The sequence below is a fragment of the Streptomyces sp. NPDC014623 genome, assembly GCF_043088245.1.
Classification (GTDB): domain Bacteria; phylum Actinomycetota; class Actinomycetes; order Streptomycetales; family Streptomycetaceae; genus Streptomyces.
Window position 1 is genome coordinate 172979 of sequence record NZ_JBIBZU010000011.1, and the last position, 19723, is coordinate 192701.

General features: G+C 70.3%; 17 protein-coding genes. 5 read left to right on the forward strand and 12 right to left on the reverse strand.

Features of this window, described 5'->3' with window-relative positions; all coding sequences use genetic code 11:
- Window positions 1-362: 362 nt before the first annotated feature.
- Entirely contained in the window at window positions 363-596 is a 234-nt protein-coding gene (locus ACF1FZ_RS19515; protein ID WP_014153643.1) for a hypothetical protein, read from the forward strand.
- Window positions 597-710: 114 nt separating this feature from the next.
- On the opposite strand, the gene ACF1FZ_RS19520 is transcribed toward ACF1FZ_RS19515, so the two are convergent.
- The 6 genes from ACF1FZ_RS19520 to ACF1FZ_RS19545 all read right to left on the reverse strand — a co-directional run bounded on the left by ACF1FZ_RS19520 (window position 711) and on the right by ACF1FZ_RS19545 (window position 8756).
- A complete protein-coding gene (locus ACF1FZ_RS19520) occupies window positions 711-1541 on the reverse strand; it encodes a S1 family peptidase (protein WP_391774630.1) in 831 nt (276 codons plus the stop codon).
- Window positions 1542-1675: 134 nt separating this feature from the next.
- Window positions 1676-3223, reverse strand: a complete 1548-nt coding sequence (locus tag ACF1FZ_RS19525) for an RNA polymerase sigma factor (protein WP_391774631.1) — start codon at window positions 3221-3223, stop codon at window positions 1676-1678.
- 322 nt (window positions 3224-3545) lie between these two features.
- Window positions 3546-4412: a FadR/GntR family transcriptional regulator gene (locus tag ACF1FZ_RS19530; RefSeq protein WP_391774698.1), complete on the reverse strand. Its 867-nt coding sequence runs from the start codon at window positions 4410-4412 to the stop codon at window positions 3546-3548.
- A gap of 182 nt (window positions 4413-4594) precedes the next feature.
- Entirely contained in the window at window positions 4595-6355 is a 1761-nt protein-coding gene (locus ACF1FZ_RS19535; RefSeq protein WP_391774632.1) for an ATP-binding cassette domain-containing protein, read from the reverse strand.
- A 145-nt stretch (window positions 6356-6500) separates the two neighbouring features.
- Window positions 6501-7265: an NUDIX domain-containing protein gene (locus tag ACF1FZ_RS19540; RefSeq protein WP_391774633.1), complete on the reverse strand. Its 765-nt coding sequence runs from the start codon at window positions 7263-7265 to the stop codon at window positions 6501-6503.
- A gap of 141 nt (window positions 7266-7406) precedes the next feature.
- A complete protein-coding gene (locus tag ACF1FZ_RS19545) occupies window positions 7407-8756 on the reverse strand; it encodes a DUF4192 domain-containing protein (protein ID WP_391774634.1) in 1350 nt (449 codons plus the stop codon).
- Window positions 8757-8866: 110 nt separating this feature from the next.
- Here ACF1FZ_RS19545 and ACF1FZ_RS19550 point away from each other — a divergent pair, with 110 nt between their 5' ends.
- The gene (locus ACF1FZ_RS19550; protein WP_391774635.1) at window positions 8867-11038 is read left to right on the forward strand and encodes a RecQ family ATP-dependent DNA helicase; all 2172 of its coding nucleotides are present in this window, start codon (window positions 8867-8869) and stop codon (window positions 11036-11038) included.
- Window positions 11039-11254: 216 nt separating this feature from the next.
- On the forward strand, window positions 11255-11887 hold the full coding sequence (locus ACF1FZ_RS19555) for a hypothetical protein (protein WP_391774636.1): 633 nt from the start codon (window positions 11255-11257) through the stop codon (window positions 11885-11887).
- A 57-nt stretch (window positions 11888-11944) separates the two neighbouring features.
- On the opposite strand, the gene ACF1FZ_RS19560 is transcribed toward ACF1FZ_RS19555, so the two are convergent.
- The 6 genes from ACF1FZ_RS19560 to ACF1FZ_RS19585 all read right to left on the reverse strand — a co-directional run bounded on the left by ACF1FZ_RS19560 (window position 11945) and on the right by ACF1FZ_RS19585 (window position 18282).
- Complete coding sequence (locus tag ACF1FZ_RS19560; protein ID WP_391774699.1) at window positions 11945-12559, reverse strand: hypothetical protein; 615 nt, start codon at window positions 12557-12559, stop codon at window positions 11945-11947.
- A gap of 72 nt (window positions 12560-12631) precedes the next feature.
- Window positions 12632-13342 carry a ribonuclease HII gene (locus tag ACF1FZ_RS19565; protein ID WP_391774637.1) on the reverse strand — a complete coding sequence of 237 codons (711 nt, stop codon included), beginning with the start codon at window positions 13340-13342 and terminating at the stop codon, window positions 12632-12634.
- Window positions 13343-13899: 557 nt separating this feature from the next.
- Window positions 13900-15687 (reverse strand): DUF4153 domain-containing protein, encoded by a 1788-nt coding sequence (locus tag ACF1FZ_RS19570; RefSeq protein ID WP_391774638.1) that lies wholly within the window; start codon window positions 15685-15687, stop codon window positions 13900-13902.
- A 255-nt stretch (window positions 15688-15942) separates the two neighbouring features.
- On the reverse strand, window positions 15943-16854 hold the full coding sequence (locus ACF1FZ_RS19575; protein ID WP_391774639.1) for an ADP-ribosylglycohydrolase family protein: 912 nt from the start codon (window positions 16852-16854) through the stop codon (window positions 15943-15945).
- A gap of 12 nt (window positions 16855-16866) precedes the next feature.
- Entirely contained in the window at window positions 16867-17526 is a 660-nt protein-coding gene (locus ACF1FZ_RS19580; protein ID WP_391774640.1) for a histidine phosphatase family protein, read from the reverse strand.
- 150 nt (window positions 17527-17676) lie between these two features.
- Window positions 17677-18282 (reverse strand): YdbC family protein, encoded by a 606-nt coding sequence (locus ACF1FZ_RS19585; protein ID WP_391774641.1) that lies wholly within the window; start codon window positions 18280-18282, stop codon window positions 17677-17679.
- Window positions 18283-18486: 204 nt separating this feature from the next.
- Here ACF1FZ_RS19585 and ACF1FZ_RS19590 point away from each other — a divergent pair, with 204 nt between their 5' ends.
- Both ACF1FZ_RS19590 and ACF1FZ_RS19595 read left to right on the forward strand, forming a co-directional pair.
- Window positions 18487-19017, forward strand: a complete 531-nt coding sequence (locus ACF1FZ_RS19590) for a TerD family protein (protein ID WP_391774642.1) — start codon at window positions 18487-18489, stop codon at window positions 19015-19017.
- Between the two features lie 41 nt (window positions 19018-19058).
- Window positions 19059-19634: a dihydrofolate reductase family protein gene (locus ACF1FZ_RS19595; RefSeq protein WP_391774643.1), complete on the forward strand. Its 576-nt coding sequence runs from the start codon at window positions 19059-19061 to the stop codon at window positions 19632-19634.
- The last annotated feature ends 89 nt before the right edge of the window (window positions 19635-19723 follow it).

Sequence of the window (19723 nt, forward strand, 5' to 3'; positions counted from 1 at the left end):
GCCTACCGAGGCCTGGTAGAGCGGTTGTGACGCCACCCGGTGGGGAATCCTTATGCTAGTCCAGCCTCGCATACGCGTTCGATCATTCGTTAGGGTGACATGCACATCACGTTCCCTTCGAGGCATGAACCATTTAGGCTCCGGGCACGTCCTCATGAACAACCGGCAAGCCAGCCGGCGGACCTGCCCCCGCAAGCAACGCGAAACCGTAGCGCTACGCAATACGGCACATTCGCCGCCAACCGGCAACAGACAGCCATCCTGAGAAGAAGTTTCGAAGAAATGCCACGAGCGGGAACGTTTTCGGCCTGGTTGGATGTTGACCCTGGTACGACAGCTCGTCGAGCTAGAGAAGAGGCGACGTGACTACTGTTCTGACCCCCGCGAGCCCGCTGACCGCAGCAGACCGCTGTGACCGTTGCGGCGCCCAGGCTTATCTGCGCGTCGTCCTGATCAGCGGCGGTGAACTGCTCTTCTGTGCCCACCACGGGCGCAAGTTCGAGCCGGAACTCAAGAAGATCGCCGCGGAAATACAGGATGAGACAGATCGGCTCACTGCCGTGCAGGCCAGTGCCGCCGACGAGGAACAACACTGACACCTCGCATCCACGACGAGCCATGGGCACGGTCCAGGACCGGCCGACGGGCGGCCTCCCTTCGGGGAAAGCCGCCCGTTCTCGCATCGTTCGGGCGCGAGGTGGCTCCGGCGGTCAGTCCTGGCCGGCCATCCACCGGATCGCTGCGGACACTCGGGTGTACACCCCTGGGCTGCCCGGGCTCCCGCAGCCGCTCCCCCAGGAGACGATCCCGATGAGGCGCCCACGGGCCACCAGCGGGCCTCCGCTGTCCCCCTGGCACGCATCCCGCCCACCCGTGCTGTCACCGGCGCAGAGCATCGACGAGGCGTCGTAGGCGCCGCGTGTGCCGCCGGGGTACGCCCTGACGCAATCGGTGTCCGGGAGCACCCGTACCGAGGCGGCGCGCAGGCCGGACGCGTAGGCGCCGTACCCCGTGGTGTCCCCCCATCCGTACACCGTCGCCACGGTGCCCGGCTCGTACGCCGCGTTCCCGGCCCCGGCCATCGGAATGACCCCGCCCTCCGGCAACGCCCGGTCCAGGGTGAGGACCGCGAGATCGCCGGCATTCGTGCCCGGGTCGTAACCCGGGTTGACCCACGTCGAACGCACGGGGATCTCCTGACCGCCCGGCCCGTCCAGTTCGTCCCGTCCGGCGATGATCCGAAGATCCGCCGCCTCCGGGCCGGCGGCCCCCAGGACGTCCTCGCTCAAGCAGTGCGCGGCCGTCAGCACCGTGGTGGGCGCGACCGCCACTCCGCCGCAGAACTGGCCCGCACGGGTTCCTCCGAACCGGTCACGGCTCGCCAGGGCCACCGTCCACGGGCTGTCCGCGACGGCCACCGGTTTCCCGCCGATGATGATGCTGTCCGCCGCTGCGGGGGGCGGCGGACCGAGGGGTATGAGCGCAGCGGCGACCGCCACGGTGCAGGCGGCGGGAAGGACACGGACCGGTAGGCGGGGCATGGAGGCTCCTGACGCCGAGGTGAGCAGTGCCCACTCAGCGTTATCCGCCGCGGCGCCGTCCGCATGCGGACACGGGCCGGGGCCCGGAACCCAAGAAGAAGGTTCCGGGCCCCGGCCCGTGTTCTGTCCGCGATCTAGTCGAGGTAGTCGCGCAGGACCTGCGAACGCGACGGGTGGCGCAGCTTCGACATCGTCTTGGACTCGATCTGGCGGATGCGCTCGCGCGTCACCCCGTAGACCTTTCCGATCTCGTCCAGCGTCTTCGGCTGGCCGTCCGTGAGACCGAACCGCATCGAGACCACGCCCGCCTCACGCTCGGAGAGCGTGTCGAGCACGGAGTGCAGTTGCTCCTGGAGCAGCGTGAAGCTCACCGCGTCCGCGGGCACGACCGCCTCGGAGTCCTCGATCAGGTCTCCGAACTCACTGTCCCCGTCCTCACCCAGCGGGGTGTGGAGGGAGATCGGCTCGCGACCGTACTTCTGGACCTCGATGACCTTTTCGGGGGTCATGTCGAGCTCCTTGGCCAGTTCCTCCGGGGTGGGCTCACGGCCCAGGTCCTGGAGCATCTGGCGCTGAACACGAGCGAGCTTGTTGATGACCTCGACCATGTGCACCGGAATGCGGATGGTGCGGGCCTGGTCGGCCATGGCACGGGTGATCGCCTGGCGGATCCACCACGTGGCATAGGTGGAGAACTTGTAACCCTTGGTGTAGTCGAACTTCTCGACCGCACGGATCAGACCGAGGTTGCCCTCCTGGATGAGGTCCAGGAAGAGCATGCCCCGACCGGTGTAACGCTTGGCCAGCGAGACCACGAGACGGAGGTTCGCCTCCAGCAGGTGGTTCTTGGCCCGGCGGCCGTCCTCGGCAATGATCTCCAGCTCGCGCTTGAGCTTCGGGGCGAGCTTGTCGGAGTTCGCCAGCTTGTCCTCGGCGAAGAGCCCGGCCTCGATGCGCTTGGCGAGCTCGACCTCCTGCTCGGCGTTGAGGAGGGGGACCTTGCCGATCTGCTTCAGGTAGTCCTTGACCGGGTCGGCCGTGGCGCCGGCAACGGCGACCTGCTGCGCAGGCGCGTCGTCCTCGTCGTCGTCGGAGAGGACGAAGCCCTTGTTCTCGCCCTCGCCCTCCTCTTCCTCACCCTTGCCGGCCTTTACTTCCTCGACCGCCTCGTCGCCGTCGAGCAGTTCGTCGTCCTGCTTGCCGGACTTCTTCGCCGCGGTCTTCTTGACCGCGGTCTTCTTCACGGCGGTCTTCTTGGCAACCGTCTTCTTGGCGGCCGCCTTCTTCGCAGGAGCGGCAACGGCAGCGTCGTCGGCCGCCGCGTCCGCGCTCCCGGCCGTCGGGGCGGCAGATGCCGCGACGGTCCGCGTCACGGCGGTCTTGGCCGTGACGGTCTTGGTGGCGGTGCGCTTGACCGGGCTCTTCGCTGCGACGCTCTTGCGGGCGCGCTTGGGCGACTCCGCGGCACTGACCATCAGCGTCACACCCTCTTCCTCGAGGATCTGGTTGAGGCTGCGCAGAACATTCTTCCACTGGGTTGGCGGAATCTGGTCAGCCTCGAAGGCCCGACGCACGTCATCGCCGGCGATCTGCCCATCAGCCTTCCCCCGCTCGATGAGCGCCATCACAGACTCGGACTCGGCGATCTCCGGCGGGAGCGTACGGGATGTGCTGGCCGACACGAACAACCTCTCGGAACGATGGAAACGGCTTCCGGCCCGGCCCCGGAGAGGGCTGGAACCGACGACCGCCGACTGGGGATGTCGCCGACGGCGCGGGCTTGGCCTCAGAACTGCACAGCACACTGTGTGGCTGCTGTATTCCTTCCGCGGCGGTCACCTCTTAGGTCATCGCACTGTTTCGAGGAGTGTTACGCCCAATTCACGTGGCCCCAGTCACACCTCATTCGCGACAAACGGAACCAGAGGTACATCACCGTACGAACATGCCACCGAACCGTACGAGCCCGGCGGCACTCGGGTCACATACCCCGGTCCCGGGCGCTCAGTGCTCGCGCGGCGCGGGAACCACCCGTTCCCCGTCGTTGTGGCCGACGAGCAGCTGCCGCATGGCGGCCTCCGCTCCGGCGGAATCACCCGACGCGAGGGCCTCCACGATCCGCGCGTGATGACCGAGGGACGCCTCGACCGGCCGGTCACAGCCCGTGACGGGCCCGCCGGAGACGTGCAGGGCCGCCGAGACGATCCCGGAGAGGTGCTCGAGCATGCGGTTGCCCGCCGCCTGGATCAGGAGGGCGTGGAACTCCGCGTCGGCCCGGGAGAACGTGACGGCGTCCCCCTGCCCCATCGCGTGCCCCATGATCTCGATCATGTCGCCGAGGCGCTGCTGGATGTCCTCCCGCCCGTGTCCGGCGGCCAGCCGCGCAGCCAGCGGCTCGATGGTCCACCGGAGGTCGTCCAGCTCACGGCGCTGGTCATCACGCTGCGGGCCGAAGGCGCGCCATTCGATGATGTCGGGGTCCAGCAGATTCCAGTCGCTCACCGGCCGGACCCGCGTGCCCACGTTGGGCCGGGCGCTCACCAGGCCCTTGGCCTCCAGGACGCGCAGGGACTCCCTCACAACGGTGCGGGAGACCTCGAATCGCTGGCCGATCTCCTCCGGCACGAGCGGCCGGTCAGCCCCGAGGTCACCGGAAACGATCATCTGGCCGAGCTGCTGGACCAGCTGGCCGTGAAGTCCACGGCCGCGACTGGCCGTGCCGCGTCGGCTCGCCCGCCCCAGATCGGATTCGGCACCGCCCCAGGAGCGGAGGGCGGCGCGCTCGCCGGCCGGCGCCTCCGTGCAGGGGTAGCTGTCGAGTTCGCCCGGGCCGGCGAGGCCGGAGTCGGCGGAGCGGGCGGCGGTCATCATGGTGTGCGCAAGGGTACTCACGCATCATTTGTCGGCGCGGCTCACCCGCCCCTTGAGGTCTTTGCTGAAAAGCACACGAAAGGGTGATCGGCACCTGCCTCGCAATTGACGCCTTATCTCCACAAATCCGGTGATTTCAATGGAGTTGCCCCCAAGGGGCTCGCCGCCCTGCCCCAAGCAGGTCACCAACGAGCCCTCCCTCGAAGGCTGGTGAACACATACGCGCAGATCAAGGCAGACAACGACAAGGAAAGCGCCAGTCCCACGGGTTGAGCCACGATCCGCACAACAGCCATCACCCATCGGTCCGCCTCGTAGGGCCACTGCAGCCAGCCGAGTTCACGCAGCCGACCCGGTAGTCCTGTGACCGAACGGGCGGAGGGCCCGGCGAGGATCTTCTGCACCAGCGGTACGACGAGAACCGGAACCGCCAGCACGGCAGCGACTCCGGCGCCCGCCAGCCGGAACACACCGGCCCCCAGCAGCCCCGCCCATGCACATCCGACCGACAGCCCGGCCCAACTGAACGCCAGTTCCGGCGCGTCGGCCGGGACGGTCACCAAGCCACCGCCGTACACGAGGTGCAACGCTTCGACGCCCGCCAGTACGGAGAGCAGCGCGAGCAGCAGCGCGACGCCCGCCGAGACCACCAGCTTGGCCATCAGGAGGCCGAGGCGGCGCGGTACCGTCCCCCGGCCCGCGGCGAGCGCCGGATACCGGAACTCGTCACCGAAGGAGAGGGCGCCCAGCAGGCCGGCGGCGAACGCGGCAGGCGGAAGCGGCAGCAGATCCGGCCAGGCGACCAGCAGATCAGGCAGGGGCGTCCTCCCCGACCGGGCCAGCAACACGGAGAGGCTCGCCGAGACGGCCAGAACGGCCGCCATGATCAAGGTGGTTGTCCTGACGCCGAAGAGGCGTCGCAGCTCGTACCGCACGGGTCTGAGCGGGCCACGGGCCGGGCGTACGGGGATCGGGGGCGGCAGCTCCGAGACCGCCACGGCCGAGGCCGGTCCGGGCGGAACGGTTCTCACCGGCTCGCCGGCCGGGCCTCGGGCCGGAACAGCCGCCGGACCCGCGTCACCCACCTCGTCGGCGAGTTGGTGGACGGGGACGCCGTGCCGGTACGCCGTGTCCCCGATCTCCGCACATGTACTTCCGTACACCGACAGCCGGCTGCCCCCCTCGGGGACCACCTCGACGGAACGCTGGGCGGCCCGGGCCTCACGGCACACCACGGCGGCCAGCCTGGCCGCGTGCGGGGTCCGCACGGCGACCCTGGGACGCAGGCGGGTCCGCGAGAAGTCGACGACGTCCTGGTCCGCGACGAGGCACCCCTGGTCGATGGTGACCACACGGTCGGCCGCGCGGGCGGCTTCCTTGGGGTCGCCGGTCGTGTGCAGGACCGTGCCCCCTTCGGCCGCGTGTGCGCGGAGCAGGCCGTGGAGCCAGCTCCTCTCACGCGGCGAGAGGCCCTTGGTGGGCTCGTCGAGTACGAGCGTATGAGGGTCGCCGAGCAGCGCCGAAGCCACGCCGAGCCGCCGGTCCATGCCGGCCGAGAGGGTACCGATGCGCTGGTCCCCCAGCCCTGCGAGACCGACGACCTCGAGCAGTTCGTCGGCTCGCGAGGCCGGAACTCCTGCTGCGGCGCAGAGCATACGGAGCTGGCCGCGTGCCGTGCGCGCCGGATGCCCCGGCACGTCGCCGAGCAACACCCCGACCTCCCGGGCGGGGTGGCCGATACGGTGCAGCGGCCGGCCCTTGAAGTAGGTGACGCCCCTTCCTGCTTCCAGCTCGAGCATCAGGCGGAGGGCTGTGGTCTTGCCGGAGCCCGGAGCGCCGAGCAGCACGGTGACGCTGCCGGGCCGGGCTTCGAAGGTCAGATCGTTCACGACGGGCGGGCGGTCGCGGCGTGGGGCGCTGGTGAGTCCGATGGCCTGGAGCATCGCTTCTCTCGCGGAGGGTTGAGACCGCTCGGCGGCAGGGTGGATTACCCCAGCAAGATAACGCGACATTTCGGGCTTTTGACGCACCGAGGCTTTTGTGGGCGTTCCGCGAATGCGTGCGGCGTGCGCCTGGGGCCGGGCCAGGTCAGACTTCCGGCCTCAGCATCGGCGGATTGAGTACCGTCGCCGCCCCGGCCCGGAACAGTTGTGCGGGGCGGCCTCCCTGACGCGTGGTCGTCCCTCCGGACGGGACCAGGAAGCCGGGCGTGCCCGTGACCTTGCGGTGGAAGTTCCGGGGGTCCAGGACCACACCCCACACCGCCTCATACACTCTTCGCAGCTCGCCGACCGTGAACTCGGGCGGACAGAAGGCCGTGGCCAGCGAGGAGTACTCGATCTTCGAGCGGGCCCGTTCCACCCCGTCGTCGAGGATCTTCGCGTGGTCGAAGGCCAGTGGCGGGGATCCCTCGCCGTCGCCCTCGATGCCGCTCCCCGGCCCGAGCAGGTCCTCCACCGGTGCCCAGCGGGCGCTGTTCGCGTCACCGCCGGCGCGTGGGGCCGGGAGGTCGGGAGCCAGCGCGAGGTGCGCGACACTGACGACCCTCATCCGGGGATCGCGTCCCGGGTCACCGTAGGTGGCCAGTTGTTCGAGATGGGCACCGTTTCCGATGGCGGGGGCGGCCGGGTCGTGCGCACAGAGCCCTGTCTCCTCGACGAGTTCACGCGCTGCCGCCGCACCGAGGTCCTCATCGGCTCTGACGAATCCGCCCGGCAGCGCCCACCGCCCTTGGAACGGCGATTCGCCGCGGCGTACCACCAACGCGCAGAGGGCATGACGTCGCACCGTGAGGACAACCAGATCGACGGTGACAGCGAAGGGCGGGAAGGTCGACGGGTCGTAGGGCGGCATGCCGAAATCATAGTCGTCTTCCTGACGATAAACACTCCCTTCGAAACACGTGGTTCCGCGCCCGCCCTCTCCGCTCCCTTCCTCCGGGCCGCGGCGCGGCCGCTCCGGCAGGGAGCTTCGTCCGCCCGGGAACACGGAAGGTCAATCGCGGCTCCTGGCGTCACGGGAACCCGGCCGCCGGGTGTCCAGCCGCCGAATATCACGGGCCCGGCTGCGGCTCACAGCCGGGCGGGGACGGGAGACCGCGCCCGGTGCCGGCCGGTCCGCCGCCCTCCGTTTACGCCTCCCGGCCGGGGTGCGTGCGGGCGGCGGCCCGGCCCGCCTCCCGCACGGGTCCTGAGAGGCGACGCCCCCTTCGTGGCCGTCGCGCAGAATGCGCTCTCCCCGGAGACAACGACGCAGCGTTTCCGGGTCGAGGCCTTGGTTGCACGCCTGGTGCAGCAGTTGGGCGAACGTGTAGTGGGGGTCTGCGCTCAGGGCGAGTCCCAGAGCCACCCTGGCTGCCGCCTCGTCGCCCATGGACCACGAGACCCAGCCGGCCAGCGCCAGGGGCGCCGCCGCGTGTTCCACGTACGGGCCGACGCAGCGGCGGGCGAGAGCACGCCACAGCCTCAGCGCCGTCCCGGCCTCGCGGCCCTCCATCCACTCGGCGGCCCGGTCCCTCGTCTCACGGTCCTGAAGGCCGAGAATCACCGCCGCCGCCTCGCCGGATGTGATCAGGCCGTCGTCATCGCCGTCCGCTCCGGCGGGGCCTGCGACCGGTGCGCTCCCGAGGCGTTCCATGAGGTCACGCGCGAGCGCCAGGGTCTCCCGTGCCACCTCACCGCGCCCGTCCACGTCGAGGATGCGGGACACCAGCACGGCACCCGCTGAATCAAGGGCCCTCTCCTGCTCCTGCGCACCTGCGGATACCCACGGCTTGAGCCGTGCCTCCATGTCGCGCAGCGATCCGCGCACCTGGACACCGGCGTACGCGGCTGCGGCCGCCATCACCGTGGTACCCGGAAGCGCCAGCGGATTCCCTTCGGGCGGGCAGCAGCGGTCATCGGGGCAGCAGTAGGACCAGTAACGCCCGTCGGAGATGCAGAGCGCCTCGAGCACGGGAACGTCGAGTGCCCCGCAGGCCGTACGCAGCCGCTGCGCGAGCGGCCTCAGCCGCTCCATGGTCTGCGGGGCGCTCTCCCCCTCGGCCGGGTCCTGGCAGAGGAAGACGACGATCGCGTCAGGACGGGACTCGTGCCTCTCGCTTCCCTCGACCAGGCATTGCGCCAGCTGGTCGGCGACCGGCGCCCATTCCTCCGGCTCACGCGGGATGCCCAGCCGTAGCCTGCCGCCGAAGCGGCCCCGGCCGCCGTGCAGGGCGACCATGACCACGCTGTCGTTCGGATGGAAACCCAGCAGGTACGGGAGGGCATCGGCCAGTTCCGCGGGGCCGCGCAGGGTGATCTGCTGAGCTTCGGACGGACCGGTGTTTTCGTCGTGCTTGTTCATGGAATGACCGTCCCGCGGACCGCCGTTTCCCGCGACCCCTGTGGATAACTTTGTCCACAGGCACCGGCCGCCGTTCGTGGTTTGTCGTAGGCATCGGGTTGCATGGGGGCATGACCAACGCAGACCGCGCAGAGCTCAGGGCCTCGGCCGATTCCGTACTCGCCCGTCTGGTCGGGGACCCCGCCGGCGCCGCCCGGCTGCGCGAGGACCAGTGGAAGGCCATCGAGGCCCTCGTCGCCGACAGGCGCAGGGCCCTGGTCGTCCAGCGGACAGGATGGGGCAAGTCCGCGGTGTATTTCGTGGCGACGTCGCTGCTGCGCGCACGCGGCAGCGGGCCTACGGTGATCGTCTCGCCCCTGCTCGCGCTGATGCGCAACCAGGTGGCGGCGGCGGCCAGGGCCGGCATCAGCGCGCGCACGATCAACTCCTCCAACACCGAGGAGTGGGACGCCGTCCAGGCCGAGGTGGCGGCGGGCGAGGTGGATGTCCTGCTGGTCAGTCCGGAGCGGCTCAACAACCCCGACTTCCGGGACCAGGTCCTGCCGCGCCTTGCCGCCGCCACGGGTCTGCTGGTGGTCGACGAGGCGCACTGCATCTCCGACTGGGGACATGATTTCCGGCCGGACTACCGAAGGCTGCGAACCATGCTCGCCGACCTGCCCGCGGGTGTCCCCGTGCTCGCCACGACGGCCACCGCCAATGCCCGTGTGACCGCGGACGTCGCGGATCAGCTCGGCACGGGGGCGGGCACCGACGCGCTGGTACTGCGGGGTCCGCTCGACCGCGAGAGTCTCAGCCTCGGGGTGCTGCAACTACCCAACGCCGCGCACCGTCTGGCCTGGCTGGGCGATCATCTCGGGGAGCTGCCGGGCTCGGGCATCATCTACACGCTCACGGTCGCGGCCGCCGAGGAGATCACGGCGTATCTCCGCCGGTGCGGGCTCCCGGTCACGTCGTACACGGGCCGGACGGAGAACGCCGACCGGCAGCAGGCGGAGGACGATCTCCTGGCCAACCGGGTCAAGGCCCTGGTGGCCACGTCCGCGCTCGGCATGGGATTCGACAAACCCGACCTCGGCTTCGTCGTGCACGTGGGATCACCGTCCTCGCCCATCGCCTATTACCAGCAGGTCGGCCGAGCGGGACGCGGGGTCGAGCACGCCGAGGTCCTGCTGCTCCCGGGCAAGGAGGACGAAGCCATCTGGCAGTACTTCGCATCGGTCTCCTTTCCCCCGGAGGAACAGGTGCGCCGGACCCTCGACGTCCTCTCCCAGGCCGGCCGCCCTCTGTCGCTGCCCGCCATGGAACCTCTCGTCGACCTGCGGCGCACCCGCCTCGAGACGATGCTCAAGGTGCTGGACGTCGACGGTGCGGTGAAGCGGGTGAAGGGCGGCTGGATCTCCACGGGCGAACCGTGGGTGTACGACTCCGAGCGCTATGCCTGGGTCGCGCGGCAGCGGGCCGCCGAACAGCAGGCCATGCGCGACTACGTCGCCACGACCGGATGCCGGATGGAGTTCCTCCGGCGTCAGCTGGACGACGAGGAGGCCGAGGCGTGCGGGCGCTGTGACAACTGCGCAGGCACCCGTTTCGACGACAAGGTCTCCACGGCCGCCCTCGACGGGGCTCGTGGCGAGCTCGGCCGGCCAGGGGTGGAAGTGGAGCCGCGCAAGATGTGGCCCACCGGGCTCTCCGCGGTGGGGGTCGATCTCAAGGGCCGCATCCCGGCAGGCGAACTGGCTCTTCCAGGCCGGGCGCTCGGCAGGCTCTCGGACATCGGCTGGGGCAACAGGCTCCGTCCGCTGCTCGCGGCGCAGGCGCAGGACGTCCCGGTCCCCGACGACGTGTCGAGTGCGGTGGTCACGGTCATCGCCGACTGGGCGAAGGGTCCCGGCGGCTGGGCCTCCGGAGCCCCGGACGCGGCTCCCAGGCCGGTCGGTGTCGTCACGGTCGCCTCGCGCCACAAGCCGCAGCTGGTCCACTCGCTCGGCAGCCGTATCGCCGAAGTCGGCCGGATGCCCCTGCTGGGTACGGTCACGCACGCGCCGGGCAGCGAGGACCTGCGGATCTCCCGGACCAACAGCGCCCAGCGGGTGAGGGCGCTGCACGAAGCCCTCGTCGTCGAGCCCGCACTGGCGGAGGCGCTCGCCGCCGCGGGAGGGCCCGTCCTGCTCGTGGACGATCTCTCCGACACCGGGTGGACACTGGCCGTCGCGGCAAGGCTGCTGCGGCGAGCGGGAGCGGAGGGTGTGTTTCCGCTGGTCCTCGCAGTCCAAGCCTGACGGATGGCTTCGTTCGCCGCCCAGCGGGCAGGGATATAGGAGTCATTCCGTCAGATACCCGTCAGCCACGTCAATTGCTCGTTGCCGCCTGCCGGTACGACAGGAAGAATTGGAGCCGCTCCCCGCACGGTCTTTTCGCGGGCCCGGAAGGGCTGTGCCGCGGCGCGCCCCCACTCGACCCTGCCCGCACCGTGGGCGCGCAGCGAAGGGAGGACCGTGACCTTCGGATACGCTCCGTCCGCAGCCACTTCACTGTCGGCATCCGCGGGCTCCGCCAACCACGTGGCCAGGATGCTCGAACCGGCCGAGTGGGCTGCGGCGGGCATACCTCTACTGCGTAGCCCGCGTGAGGTCGTCAGCGGCCTCCACGCGCGGCACCGTCCGACTCCGGCCACCGCGGTCGTCGCCGTCCTCGACCATGAGGAACGGCTCATCGCCAGCGCGTCGTTCGCCCGGCGGCCCACCGCGGCCGCGGACGGCTGGGAGTTCCGCAACGCCCTGCTGGCACATCTGCGCCGGGTGATCCCGCACGACCTGCGCCGCCGCACCCCGGTGCGTACCGCGGTCCTGCTCTACTGCCGCGAGGGAGACGAGCGCTGGACGGAGGAGGACGGGGCGTGGATGTGGGGGCTGAGGGACGCCTGCACACTGCACGGCCTCAGGTGCGGGGCCTACATCACCCTCACTCATGGAGGCTGGCAGGTTCTCGGTGAAGGCAGGAGCGGCCGCAGACCGACGCTGCTGTCCAGGCCTTCGGCCCTGGCGGACACCTCAGCCGACCAGGACCCCATGCCGCTGCGTACCGGTGGCGGGGCGGCCGAGGCACTGCGCCGGAGTGCGGCCCGGTGAAACGGGACGTGGGCCCCGGACGTCCTCGTGGACGTCCAGGACCCACGGACGTATGGCTCAGACTCCCGCGCCGAGCGCGGAATTGACGGTCTGCGGGTCTCCGCACACGATCAACAGCACACCGGCGCGCTCCCGGACCTCGGACAGCCCTCGGGCAGCCGTGTCGTCGAGGTCGCCGTTGACCGCGACGACAACCACAGCCCGGGACGCGCAACGGCCGACGCCGGCGGTGGAGGCGAAGAAGACGTCGTCGCCCGCGTCGTGCTGGGACCAGTACGCGGCCTCTCCGAAGGAGAGCTCGTGAGCGGCCCAGGGATGCAGTTCACCGGTGGTGAGCACCAGGATGTCACCAGGGGACCGTCCGGAATCGAGCAGCAGGTCGACGGCCTCTTCGGCAGCGTCGATCGCACCGTCGGCCGGAGCCGGAATCAGCTGGAACTGCGCTGCGGAGTGCTCTTCCGGCGGCTTCCGACCGGCGGGACCCGGAGCGGCAGGGGCCGGAGCAGCAGGGGTGGCGGATGTGGGACGAGGGCGCCGCGCCGGGGGTGCGGGACGCGGGGTGGCCGCGGAACGCGGGCCAGGTACGGGACGGGGGGTCGGCGCGGTGCGGCCGGTGGCCGGAGTAACGCGGGGACCCTGGACGCTCTCGGGAATCTGAGGCTCCTCGGGGATGAGAGGCGTGAATGGTGGTCTGTCACAGCCGACGCGGCATGCGCCGGCGGGTGGGTGGGTGCGCCTGCGCGATCAGAAGTCGAAGCCGAGCTGGCCCCCGCTTTCCGGTGCGGCCGCCTCTGCGGGGAAGCGGACCTTCTTCAGGTGCTGCCACTTGGGCAGCGCGTCGAGGTAGGCCCAGCTGAGGCGATGGTGAGGCGTAGGCCCCCGCTCCTCCAGTGCGGCCCGGTGTACCGGTGACGGATAACCGGCGTTCGCACCGAAGGCGAAGTCTGCGTACTCCCCCGCATCCGAGCCCAGTTCGGCCATCATCGTGTCCCGGCGGACCTTGGCGATCACCGAGGCCGCGGCGACGGCGATGCAGGACTGGTCGCCTTTGACCACGGTGCGGACGTTCCAGGGCGGCCCCAGGTAATCGTGCTTGCCGTCGAGGATCACGGCGTCCGGCCGCACAGGCAGCAACTCGAGTGCCCTGACGGCCGCAAGACGAAGCGCCGCGGTCATGCCGAGATCGTCGATCTCCAGCGGCGACGCGTGCCCCACCCCGTAGGCCGTGACCCACTTCTCGAGCGTCGGGGCGAGTTCCGCCCGGCGCCTGGGGCTGATCAGCTTGGAGTCGGTGAGGCCCTCAGGGGGCCTGCGGAGGCCGGTGACGGCAGCACAGACGGTGACGGGTCCGGCCCACGCTCCGCGTCCGACCTCGTCGACACCGGCGACGGTCCTGGCACCGGTTGTGGCGCGCAGCGAGCGCTCGACGGTGTGCGTGGGTGGTTCGTACGGCATGGCGCCTGCCAGGTTACGCCGATGGGCACGGCAAGAACACCCCGGGGCACCGTCCGGCGGTTCGGCCCCTGCCCGGCCCTGTCCGGGAGACCGCGGGCCGGCACGCGGGGAGGGACGGGGAGGGCCACGAAAAGGGAAGAGCGGCATCACGCCCTTGCCGGGCAGCCGAGAGCACCTCCACCCGGCACTTCGCTTCCGCACACTTGACGTGAAACACCACCGCTGCTCGAACGATGTCCAGAAGTTTCGCGATTCCGCGCACCGAAGAGGGCATCACGCCGCCCGGACAGCTACACAACGATACCCGCAGGAGCGCGGGGCGGCGGCCGACACCCCTCCCCGAAACCGCCCCTCCAGATTCGTATCGCAGAAGCGAACACCCGATCGCCCACCCGGGCCTCCGACACGGGCAGGTGCGCCGAACTCCCCCGCCGGAGCCGGGCGTCGGACGCTCGGGCGCTCCTGGGGACTCACCCCCGTGCACGGAAACGGCGGTGGCTCCGATCCGCGGACCGGGCCGGCCGAAGACCGTCGTCCCGGTTTCCGGGAAGACCCGCTCAGTACGGGTCGTAGGAGCCCTCTTCCTCGTGGCCCTCCCCCCGCTCACCGGCTTCCCGGCCGAAGCCGTGGCACTCGGTCCCCCGGTGCTGTGCGGGGTGCTCCTCGAGGATCTCCCGCGCCCTGATCTCGCCCCAGCTGGAGGAGTACCACGGGGCCTCCCGGAGGGCGAGGTCGCGCTGGAAGTTCTCCAGCGCACAGGACCTCAGCGGTTCCGGCAGTGCGTTCAGAGCCGGTACGGCATCTGCGGAGAGCCCCTTGAGGTAGTCGATGTCGATCGTTTTGTCGCTGCGGTACCTCTGGACGTTCTGCTCGGCGATCAGCCCGTCGGGCGAGAGGAGACCGAAGACCAGCACACCGGCGGCGGCACTCACGGCGATCGCGCGTGGCAGCAGCCTGGCACCGAAGACGCCGGCGGCCAGGATGAGGACGAGCACCACTCCGAGCCAGAGCTCCACGGCGGCCACCGAGATCCGCAGCCGGGTCAGCCCGAAGGCCTCCACGTAGAGGTCCATACGGCGCAGCGCGGAGGCGACCACGACGAGCGTGAGTACGCACAGAGCGCCGAGAACGCTCCGGACCAGGATCCGGTCACGTGGCCCGCCCCGTGGGGCCCAGCGCAGGGCGAGCGCGATGACGAGCAGCGTCAGCAGGGTGGCCCAGAGGAGCTGCCAGAAGCCCTGGCGGGCGTACTCGGCGGGCAGCAGGCCCGTCTCCTTCAGCACCTTGTCGTACCCACCGAGAAGAACGACGAGCTGGAGCCCGACGAAGGCCGCGAAGAGCAGGTCGAGCACGATCAGCGGAAGTGCCCACTCCACCCTGTTCCGGGGTTCGCCCGGCCGAACGGTGATGCCGTCCCAGCGCACCGGCGCCGCGGCGCTGTACGCGGCGGCGAGCGCTCCCAGGAGCCCGAGTGCGAAGAGGAGGACGCGCCAGGGGCTGTCACCGACCGAAACGTCGGGGGTGAGACTGCCCAGGAGGTCGGCGAAGGCGGCGTCCGCGGAGGCGAAGAGCGCACCGAAAACGACGAGCAGTACGACGGCCACCGCCGCGGTGCGCACCACGGTGCGCACCCGGCCCGCGGAACCGTCCGCACGGTCACGCACCCCGCGCCACCCCCAGCGCGCGCCGGCCGCCACCGAGGAGAACAGACCCAGGGACCCGAGCAGCACACCCAGCCAGCTACGGCTTCCGTGAAGAGCGAGCGAACCCAGGGCAAGGGCGGACACCATGGCGAGGAAGACCGGCCACCCTGCTTCTCTGAGCACCGGGATCGCCAGGAGCGCCAGGCCGCCCACCGCCCAGACGGCCGTCCAGGGCCTTGGCCTGCGCCCTGCCGAGCGAGCGGCGAAGAAGGCCCCCAGAGCGGCGGGCACAGCCACGATCAGCAGGTTGGCCCCCAGCCCTTCGCCGAACAGCAGGGCGCTGAGCAGAGCCGTGGCGAAGACCGACCAGAGGGTCTTCGGGCCGATCGCAGGCGGAGACGGAGGACGCAGCCTGGAAAGCACACCGGGAGGCGGTTGCCGGCTCCGGCGCTGCCGGACGTCCGCCCGGGGCGCCGCTCGGAGATGGGCGGGCATCTTCGGAACGTCCGGACCGGCGCTCTGCGGCGGTACCGGGGTGGAAGCCCGCGCCGGTCCCCCTGCCGACGCCTTCACGTGGCCGGGGCCTTCCGGTGCCGGCTCATTCGCCGGCTCGGGCGCGGCACCGGACGCGGCTTCGACCACCGCGCCGGGCTCCGGTGACGTGTCGGGGCGGCTGGACGCTTCGGACGACTGATCGGACATCGGGACCCCTCCCCCACCGGAGTCCGCTCGCACGGCCACATCGCGGCGCGACGGCCCCGGCGTCTCTAGGTGCACGCCCACCAAGATCAATGAGGGCGGCGTGGCCGAAAGGGTAAGCCCCGCCCGGGGCGTTCGGCCGATCGGAGCCGGCGCTGTGGCAGGACCGTGACAGTGAACTCGCCAGGACGTGACCATGCCCCGCTGAGCCGCCGGCCCTGGAGGGGCGGTCGGCGCCCCTTCGGCCTGGGCGAGCGGTCAGCGGCGTGCCGGCGCGGGAGGGACCCAGTCGGGCAGCGCCTCCGTCCGGGCCAGCCAGTCGGCCGGAGGCGCGCCGGCCCGCTCCGCGGCGATGACTCCGCCGACGATGGCGCAGGTGGTGTCCACGTCACCGCCCGCCTGCGCCGTCGCCCAGAAGGCCTGTTCGAAGTCGCCGAGGTTCCGAGCCGCCGACCAGAGTGCGAACGGCACCGTGTCGTGTGCGCTCGTACGACGGCCGTTGCCGAGCACCGCCGCGACCGTACCCGCGTCCCGGTAGTCGAGCATGTCGCGCGCCCTGCGCAGCCCGGCACCGACCGCGCTGCGCGGGACGAGGGCGACGACACCGTCGAGCAGGCCTTCCGGCGTCGGCGGGCCTCCCGGCGCGGCGACGAGGGCGGCCGCCGCTGCGACGGCCATGGCCCCCACGACGGCTTCGCGGTGCTGATGGGTGGTGTACGAAGAGATCTCGGCCTGGTGGGTGGCCTGTTCCGGATCGTGCGCGTACCAGGCGCCCAGCGGTGCGATGCGCATCGCCGAACCGTTCCCCCAGGAACCCTGGCCCTGGAAGAGGGCGGAAGCCAGCTCACGCCAGTCGCCGCCTTCCCGCACCAGCCTGAGCAGCCGGTTCACCGCAGGCCCGTAGCCCCGGTCGAAATCGTGGTGCCGGGCGAAGGACTCGGCGAGCGCGTCCTGGTCGATGCGTTCGTGGGCGGCCAGCACGGCGAGTACGGAGCAGGCCATCTCGGTGTCGTCGGTCCACTGCCAGCCGGCGGGCGGCAGGGCCCGGTTCTTGAGCAGCGGATAATTGGCCGGGACGAAGAACTGGGAGCCGAGGGCGTCTCCCACGGACAGTCCACGCAGGCTGGCCAGAGCGCGTTCGAAGCGGTCGGAAGCGGAGTCAGCGGTCATCGCTCTGCCACTCTATCCGGTGATGCCGTACGGCTCAGGGGTGCGCCACCGCTCGAAGGGCCGGTCGAGCGTATAACGGCCGTCCTCACCGAGCAGCAGCGTCCTGGTTTCGCCGTTCCCGGGGTTGGACAACGACTCGAACTCCGCCACCGACCAGTGGAACCAGCGCATGCAGAAGAGCCTCATGGTCAGTCCGTGGGTGACCAGCAGCACGTTCGGCGGGTGGTCGGCAGCTTCGAAGCTCCGGTAGAGGCTCTCCAGGAACGCGTCGACCCGGTCGTAGACATCGGCGCCGGACTCGCCCTGCGCGAAGCGGTAGAAGAAGTGCCCGTACGCGTCCCGGTAGGCCTTCTGCAGCCTGACGTCGTCACGGTCCTGCCAGTTGCCCCAGTCCTGCTCGCGCAGCCGGGGTTCCTCCCGGACACGCACGCGTTCCGGTGCGAGACCGAACGCCGTGAACGTCTCGTGGGTGCGCCGGTAGGGCGAGACGTAGACGCTGACACGCTCGTCCCCGAACGTCTCACGCAGCCGGGAGCCGGTCGCCTCCGCCTGGCGCAGGCCCTTCGCCGTAAGCCTGAGGGCATGGTCGGGCTCACGTTCGTAGACCGTGTCGTCGGTGTTCCCTTCGGACTCACCGTGACGGACTAGAACGATGCGTTGCGGTCGTGCCATGTACCGACCCTAGATGCCGTCCGGTGCGTTCGAGCAGCTGTACGGGCTTCTCCGGGCGTATGTGACCAAGGAAACGCCGGTACGGGCGTGGGCCGGGACGACCGCCGGGGACTGGCGCCGCCGGACCGTCCGCGCCGGCGGGAGCGCACGTCACACCGTCCACGTCGGCTCGAGCCGCACCACGTCCCCCGTGAGTTCCTCGACGTCCCTCTCGGTGTCCGCCCGCGCCGCGAGCCGGGCGACGCCCCCGGGCCGGTACTTGCCGCGTTCGGCGCTCGACTGCCACATCGACAGCACCAGGAACTCATGTCCCGGGGCCTCCGCGAAGACTCCGCGCAGCATCCCGGGGGAACCCGCCATCGCCGGGTTCCACACCCGTTGCTGCATGAGCGCGAAGTGGTCGGCACGGTCCTCGTGCACCCGGCTGTGTGCGACCCGGACCACGTCGGCGTCGGTGAATTCCGGCACGAAACCGGTCTTCACATCGAAGCGGTACTCGAAGAGATTGACCCGCAGGTCCTTGTACATACCCGACTGCGCGGCGGCCAGCCGGTCATGGCCTCGGGCCATGAAGGAGTCGTAGAAGACCCGGCTCTCCCAGAACGCGAACGTATGAGCGACTCCGGGCTCTCCTCGGCTCCATCCGCCGCCCTGTCCCCGGAATCCCGGCTCGTCGAGCAGCCCCGCCCATGTCCGCTGCCCCCGCTCGAAACCGCGGCGGTCCACCACGGTGCAGCGAATCCACTTGACCAGCACCGCGCCATCGTACGGCGCCCGGCGTGGCGCGGGTCGTGCTCCGGCCGCCCGGCACCGATGGCCTGCGAGGACCCGCGCAGCCCGGGCCATGTGATTGGCCCGAATACGACGTCCGGATCCAACGCGGTTGGATCCACGGACAGTTACGGACATGATCTGAGGATGAAAGAGGTCCGTCGGTCCAGCAGCGAGGAGGCACGTTCGATGAGTACTCCCAACAAGGACATCGAGAAGGTCGAAGTAAGGGTCAAGTGGGATCCCAGCGCCGCCGGCGAGCCCGCCAACGACCTGGACATCATCGCGGCCACGTACGAGAAGGACGCCCCCTACGGCAGTCCCGCCTACCTCGTGCACTTCGACAGCAGGTCACCTGACGGGACGATCACGCTCAACCGGGACAGCCGCACGGGGCAGGGTTACGGTTTCGACGAGGTCATGACACTCGAACTGGACCGGTTGTCGGACGCCTACGCCAGGGTCGTAGTCGGCGTGGCCATCCAGCAGCGCGACGGCCGCAAGACCTTCGGCCAGGTAGAGCACACGGCCGTGCAGATCCGCGAGGGCTACACGAATCTGGCGGAGGACGACTTCTCTTCGGTGGCCGCCGCCACCGCCGCGGTCGTCGCCGAATTCGTCCGTGACCCCTCGGGGTCCTGGGGCTTCCACGGAACCGTCCGCGGATTCGACGGCGATCCTGATTCGTTCACCGCGGCGATGGGAAGCCGATCGCGCTGATGACCGACGGGGCCGCAGCCCCCGACCCTCCACGAGGACGCATGAGAAAGATCGTTCTGATGATGTCGGTCTCTCTCGACGGTTTCTTCGAGGGGCCGGGCCGGGATCTCGGCTGGCATCTCGTCGACGAGGAGGTGCACCGGCATTTCAACGAGCAGATGAGCTCGGTGAGCGCCTTCCTGGACGGGCGGGTCACCTACGAATTGATGGCCGGTTTCTGGCCGACTGCGGACAGCGATCCGTCGAGTACACCCGCGATGGCTGAATTCGCGGAGATCTGGCGGAACATGCCGAAGTTCGTCTTCTCCAGGACGCTGGACCGGGCGGACCGGAACATCACTGTGGTGCGCGACGTGGTCGTCGAGGACATCCGTGCACTCCAGGCCCGGCCCGGCGGGGACATGCTGGTCGGAGGTGCCGATCTCGCCGCGTCCTTCATGCGCCTGAACCTGATCGACGAGTTTCGCCTGTACGTCCATCCGGTCGTCCTCGGCCGGGGCAGGCCGCTGTTCTCCCCCGCCGGGCAAACCCCCACGGCGCTCCGGCTCGTCGGCACCCGCACCTTCGGCAGCGGTGTCGTACTGCTCCACTACCACCGCCCGCACGAGGAATCCTGAAACTCGAAGAGCGTGCCCGTGCCTGCACAGCACCACCCGCACGCCGAAGGGGACCGGCCGGTGGCCGGTCCCCTTCGTGAGCTGCCGGT

Bases quoted from the DNA above. Each gene is read 5' to 3' on its own strand.
- ACF1FZ_RS19535 (WP_391774632.1), bottom strand. From the start codon at position 6,355: ATGCTCCAGGCCATCGGACTCACCAGCGCCCCACGCCGCGACCGCCCG.
- ACF1FZ_RS19550 (WP_391774635.1), top strand. From the start codon at position 8,867: ATGACCAACGCAGACCGCGCAGAGCTCAGGGCCTCGGCCGATTCCGTA.
- ACF1FZ_RS19575 (WP_391774639.1), bottom strand. From the start codon at position 16,854: ATGACCGCTGACTCCGCTTCCGACCGCTTCGAACGCGCTCTGGCCAGC.
- ACF1FZ_RS19595 (WP_391774643.1), top strand. From the start codon at position 19,059: ATGAGAAAGATCGTTCTGATGATGTCGGTCTCTCTCGACGGTTTCTTC.
- ACF1FZ_RS19545 (WP_391774634.1), bottom strand. From the start codon at position 8,756: ATGAACAAGCACGACGAAAACACCGGTCCGTCCGAAGCTCAGCAGATC.
- ACF1FZ_RS19530 (WP_391774698.1), bottom strand. From the start codon at position 4,412: ATGATGACCGCCGCCCGCTCCGCCGACTCCGGCCTCGCCGGCCCGGGC.
- ACF1FZ_RS19520 (WP_391774630.1), bottom strand. From the start codon at position 1,541: ATGCCCCGCCTACCGGTCCGTGTCCTTCCCGCCGCCTGCACCGTGGCG.
- ACF1FZ_RS19570 (WP_391774638.1), bottom strand. From the start codon at position 15,687: ATGTCCGATCAGTCGTCCGAAGCGTCCAGCCGCCCCGACACGTCACCG.
- ACF1FZ_RS19580 (WP_391774640.1), bottom strand. From the start codon at position 17,526: ATGGCACGACCGCAACGCATCGTTCTAGTCCGTCACGGTGAGTCCGAA.
- ACF1FZ_RS19540 (WP_391774633.1), bottom strand. From the start codon at position 7,265: ATGCCGCCCTACGACCCGTCGACCTTCCCGCCCTTCGCTGTCACCGTC.
- ACF1FZ_RS19590 (WP_391774642.1), top strand. From the start codon at position 18,487: ATGAGTACTCCCAACAAGGACATCGAGAAGGTCGAAGTAAGGGTCAAG.
- ACF1FZ_RS19565 (WP_391774637.1), bottom strand. From the start codon at position 13,342: ATGCCGTACGAACCACCCACGCACACCGTCGAGCGCTCGCTGCGCGCC.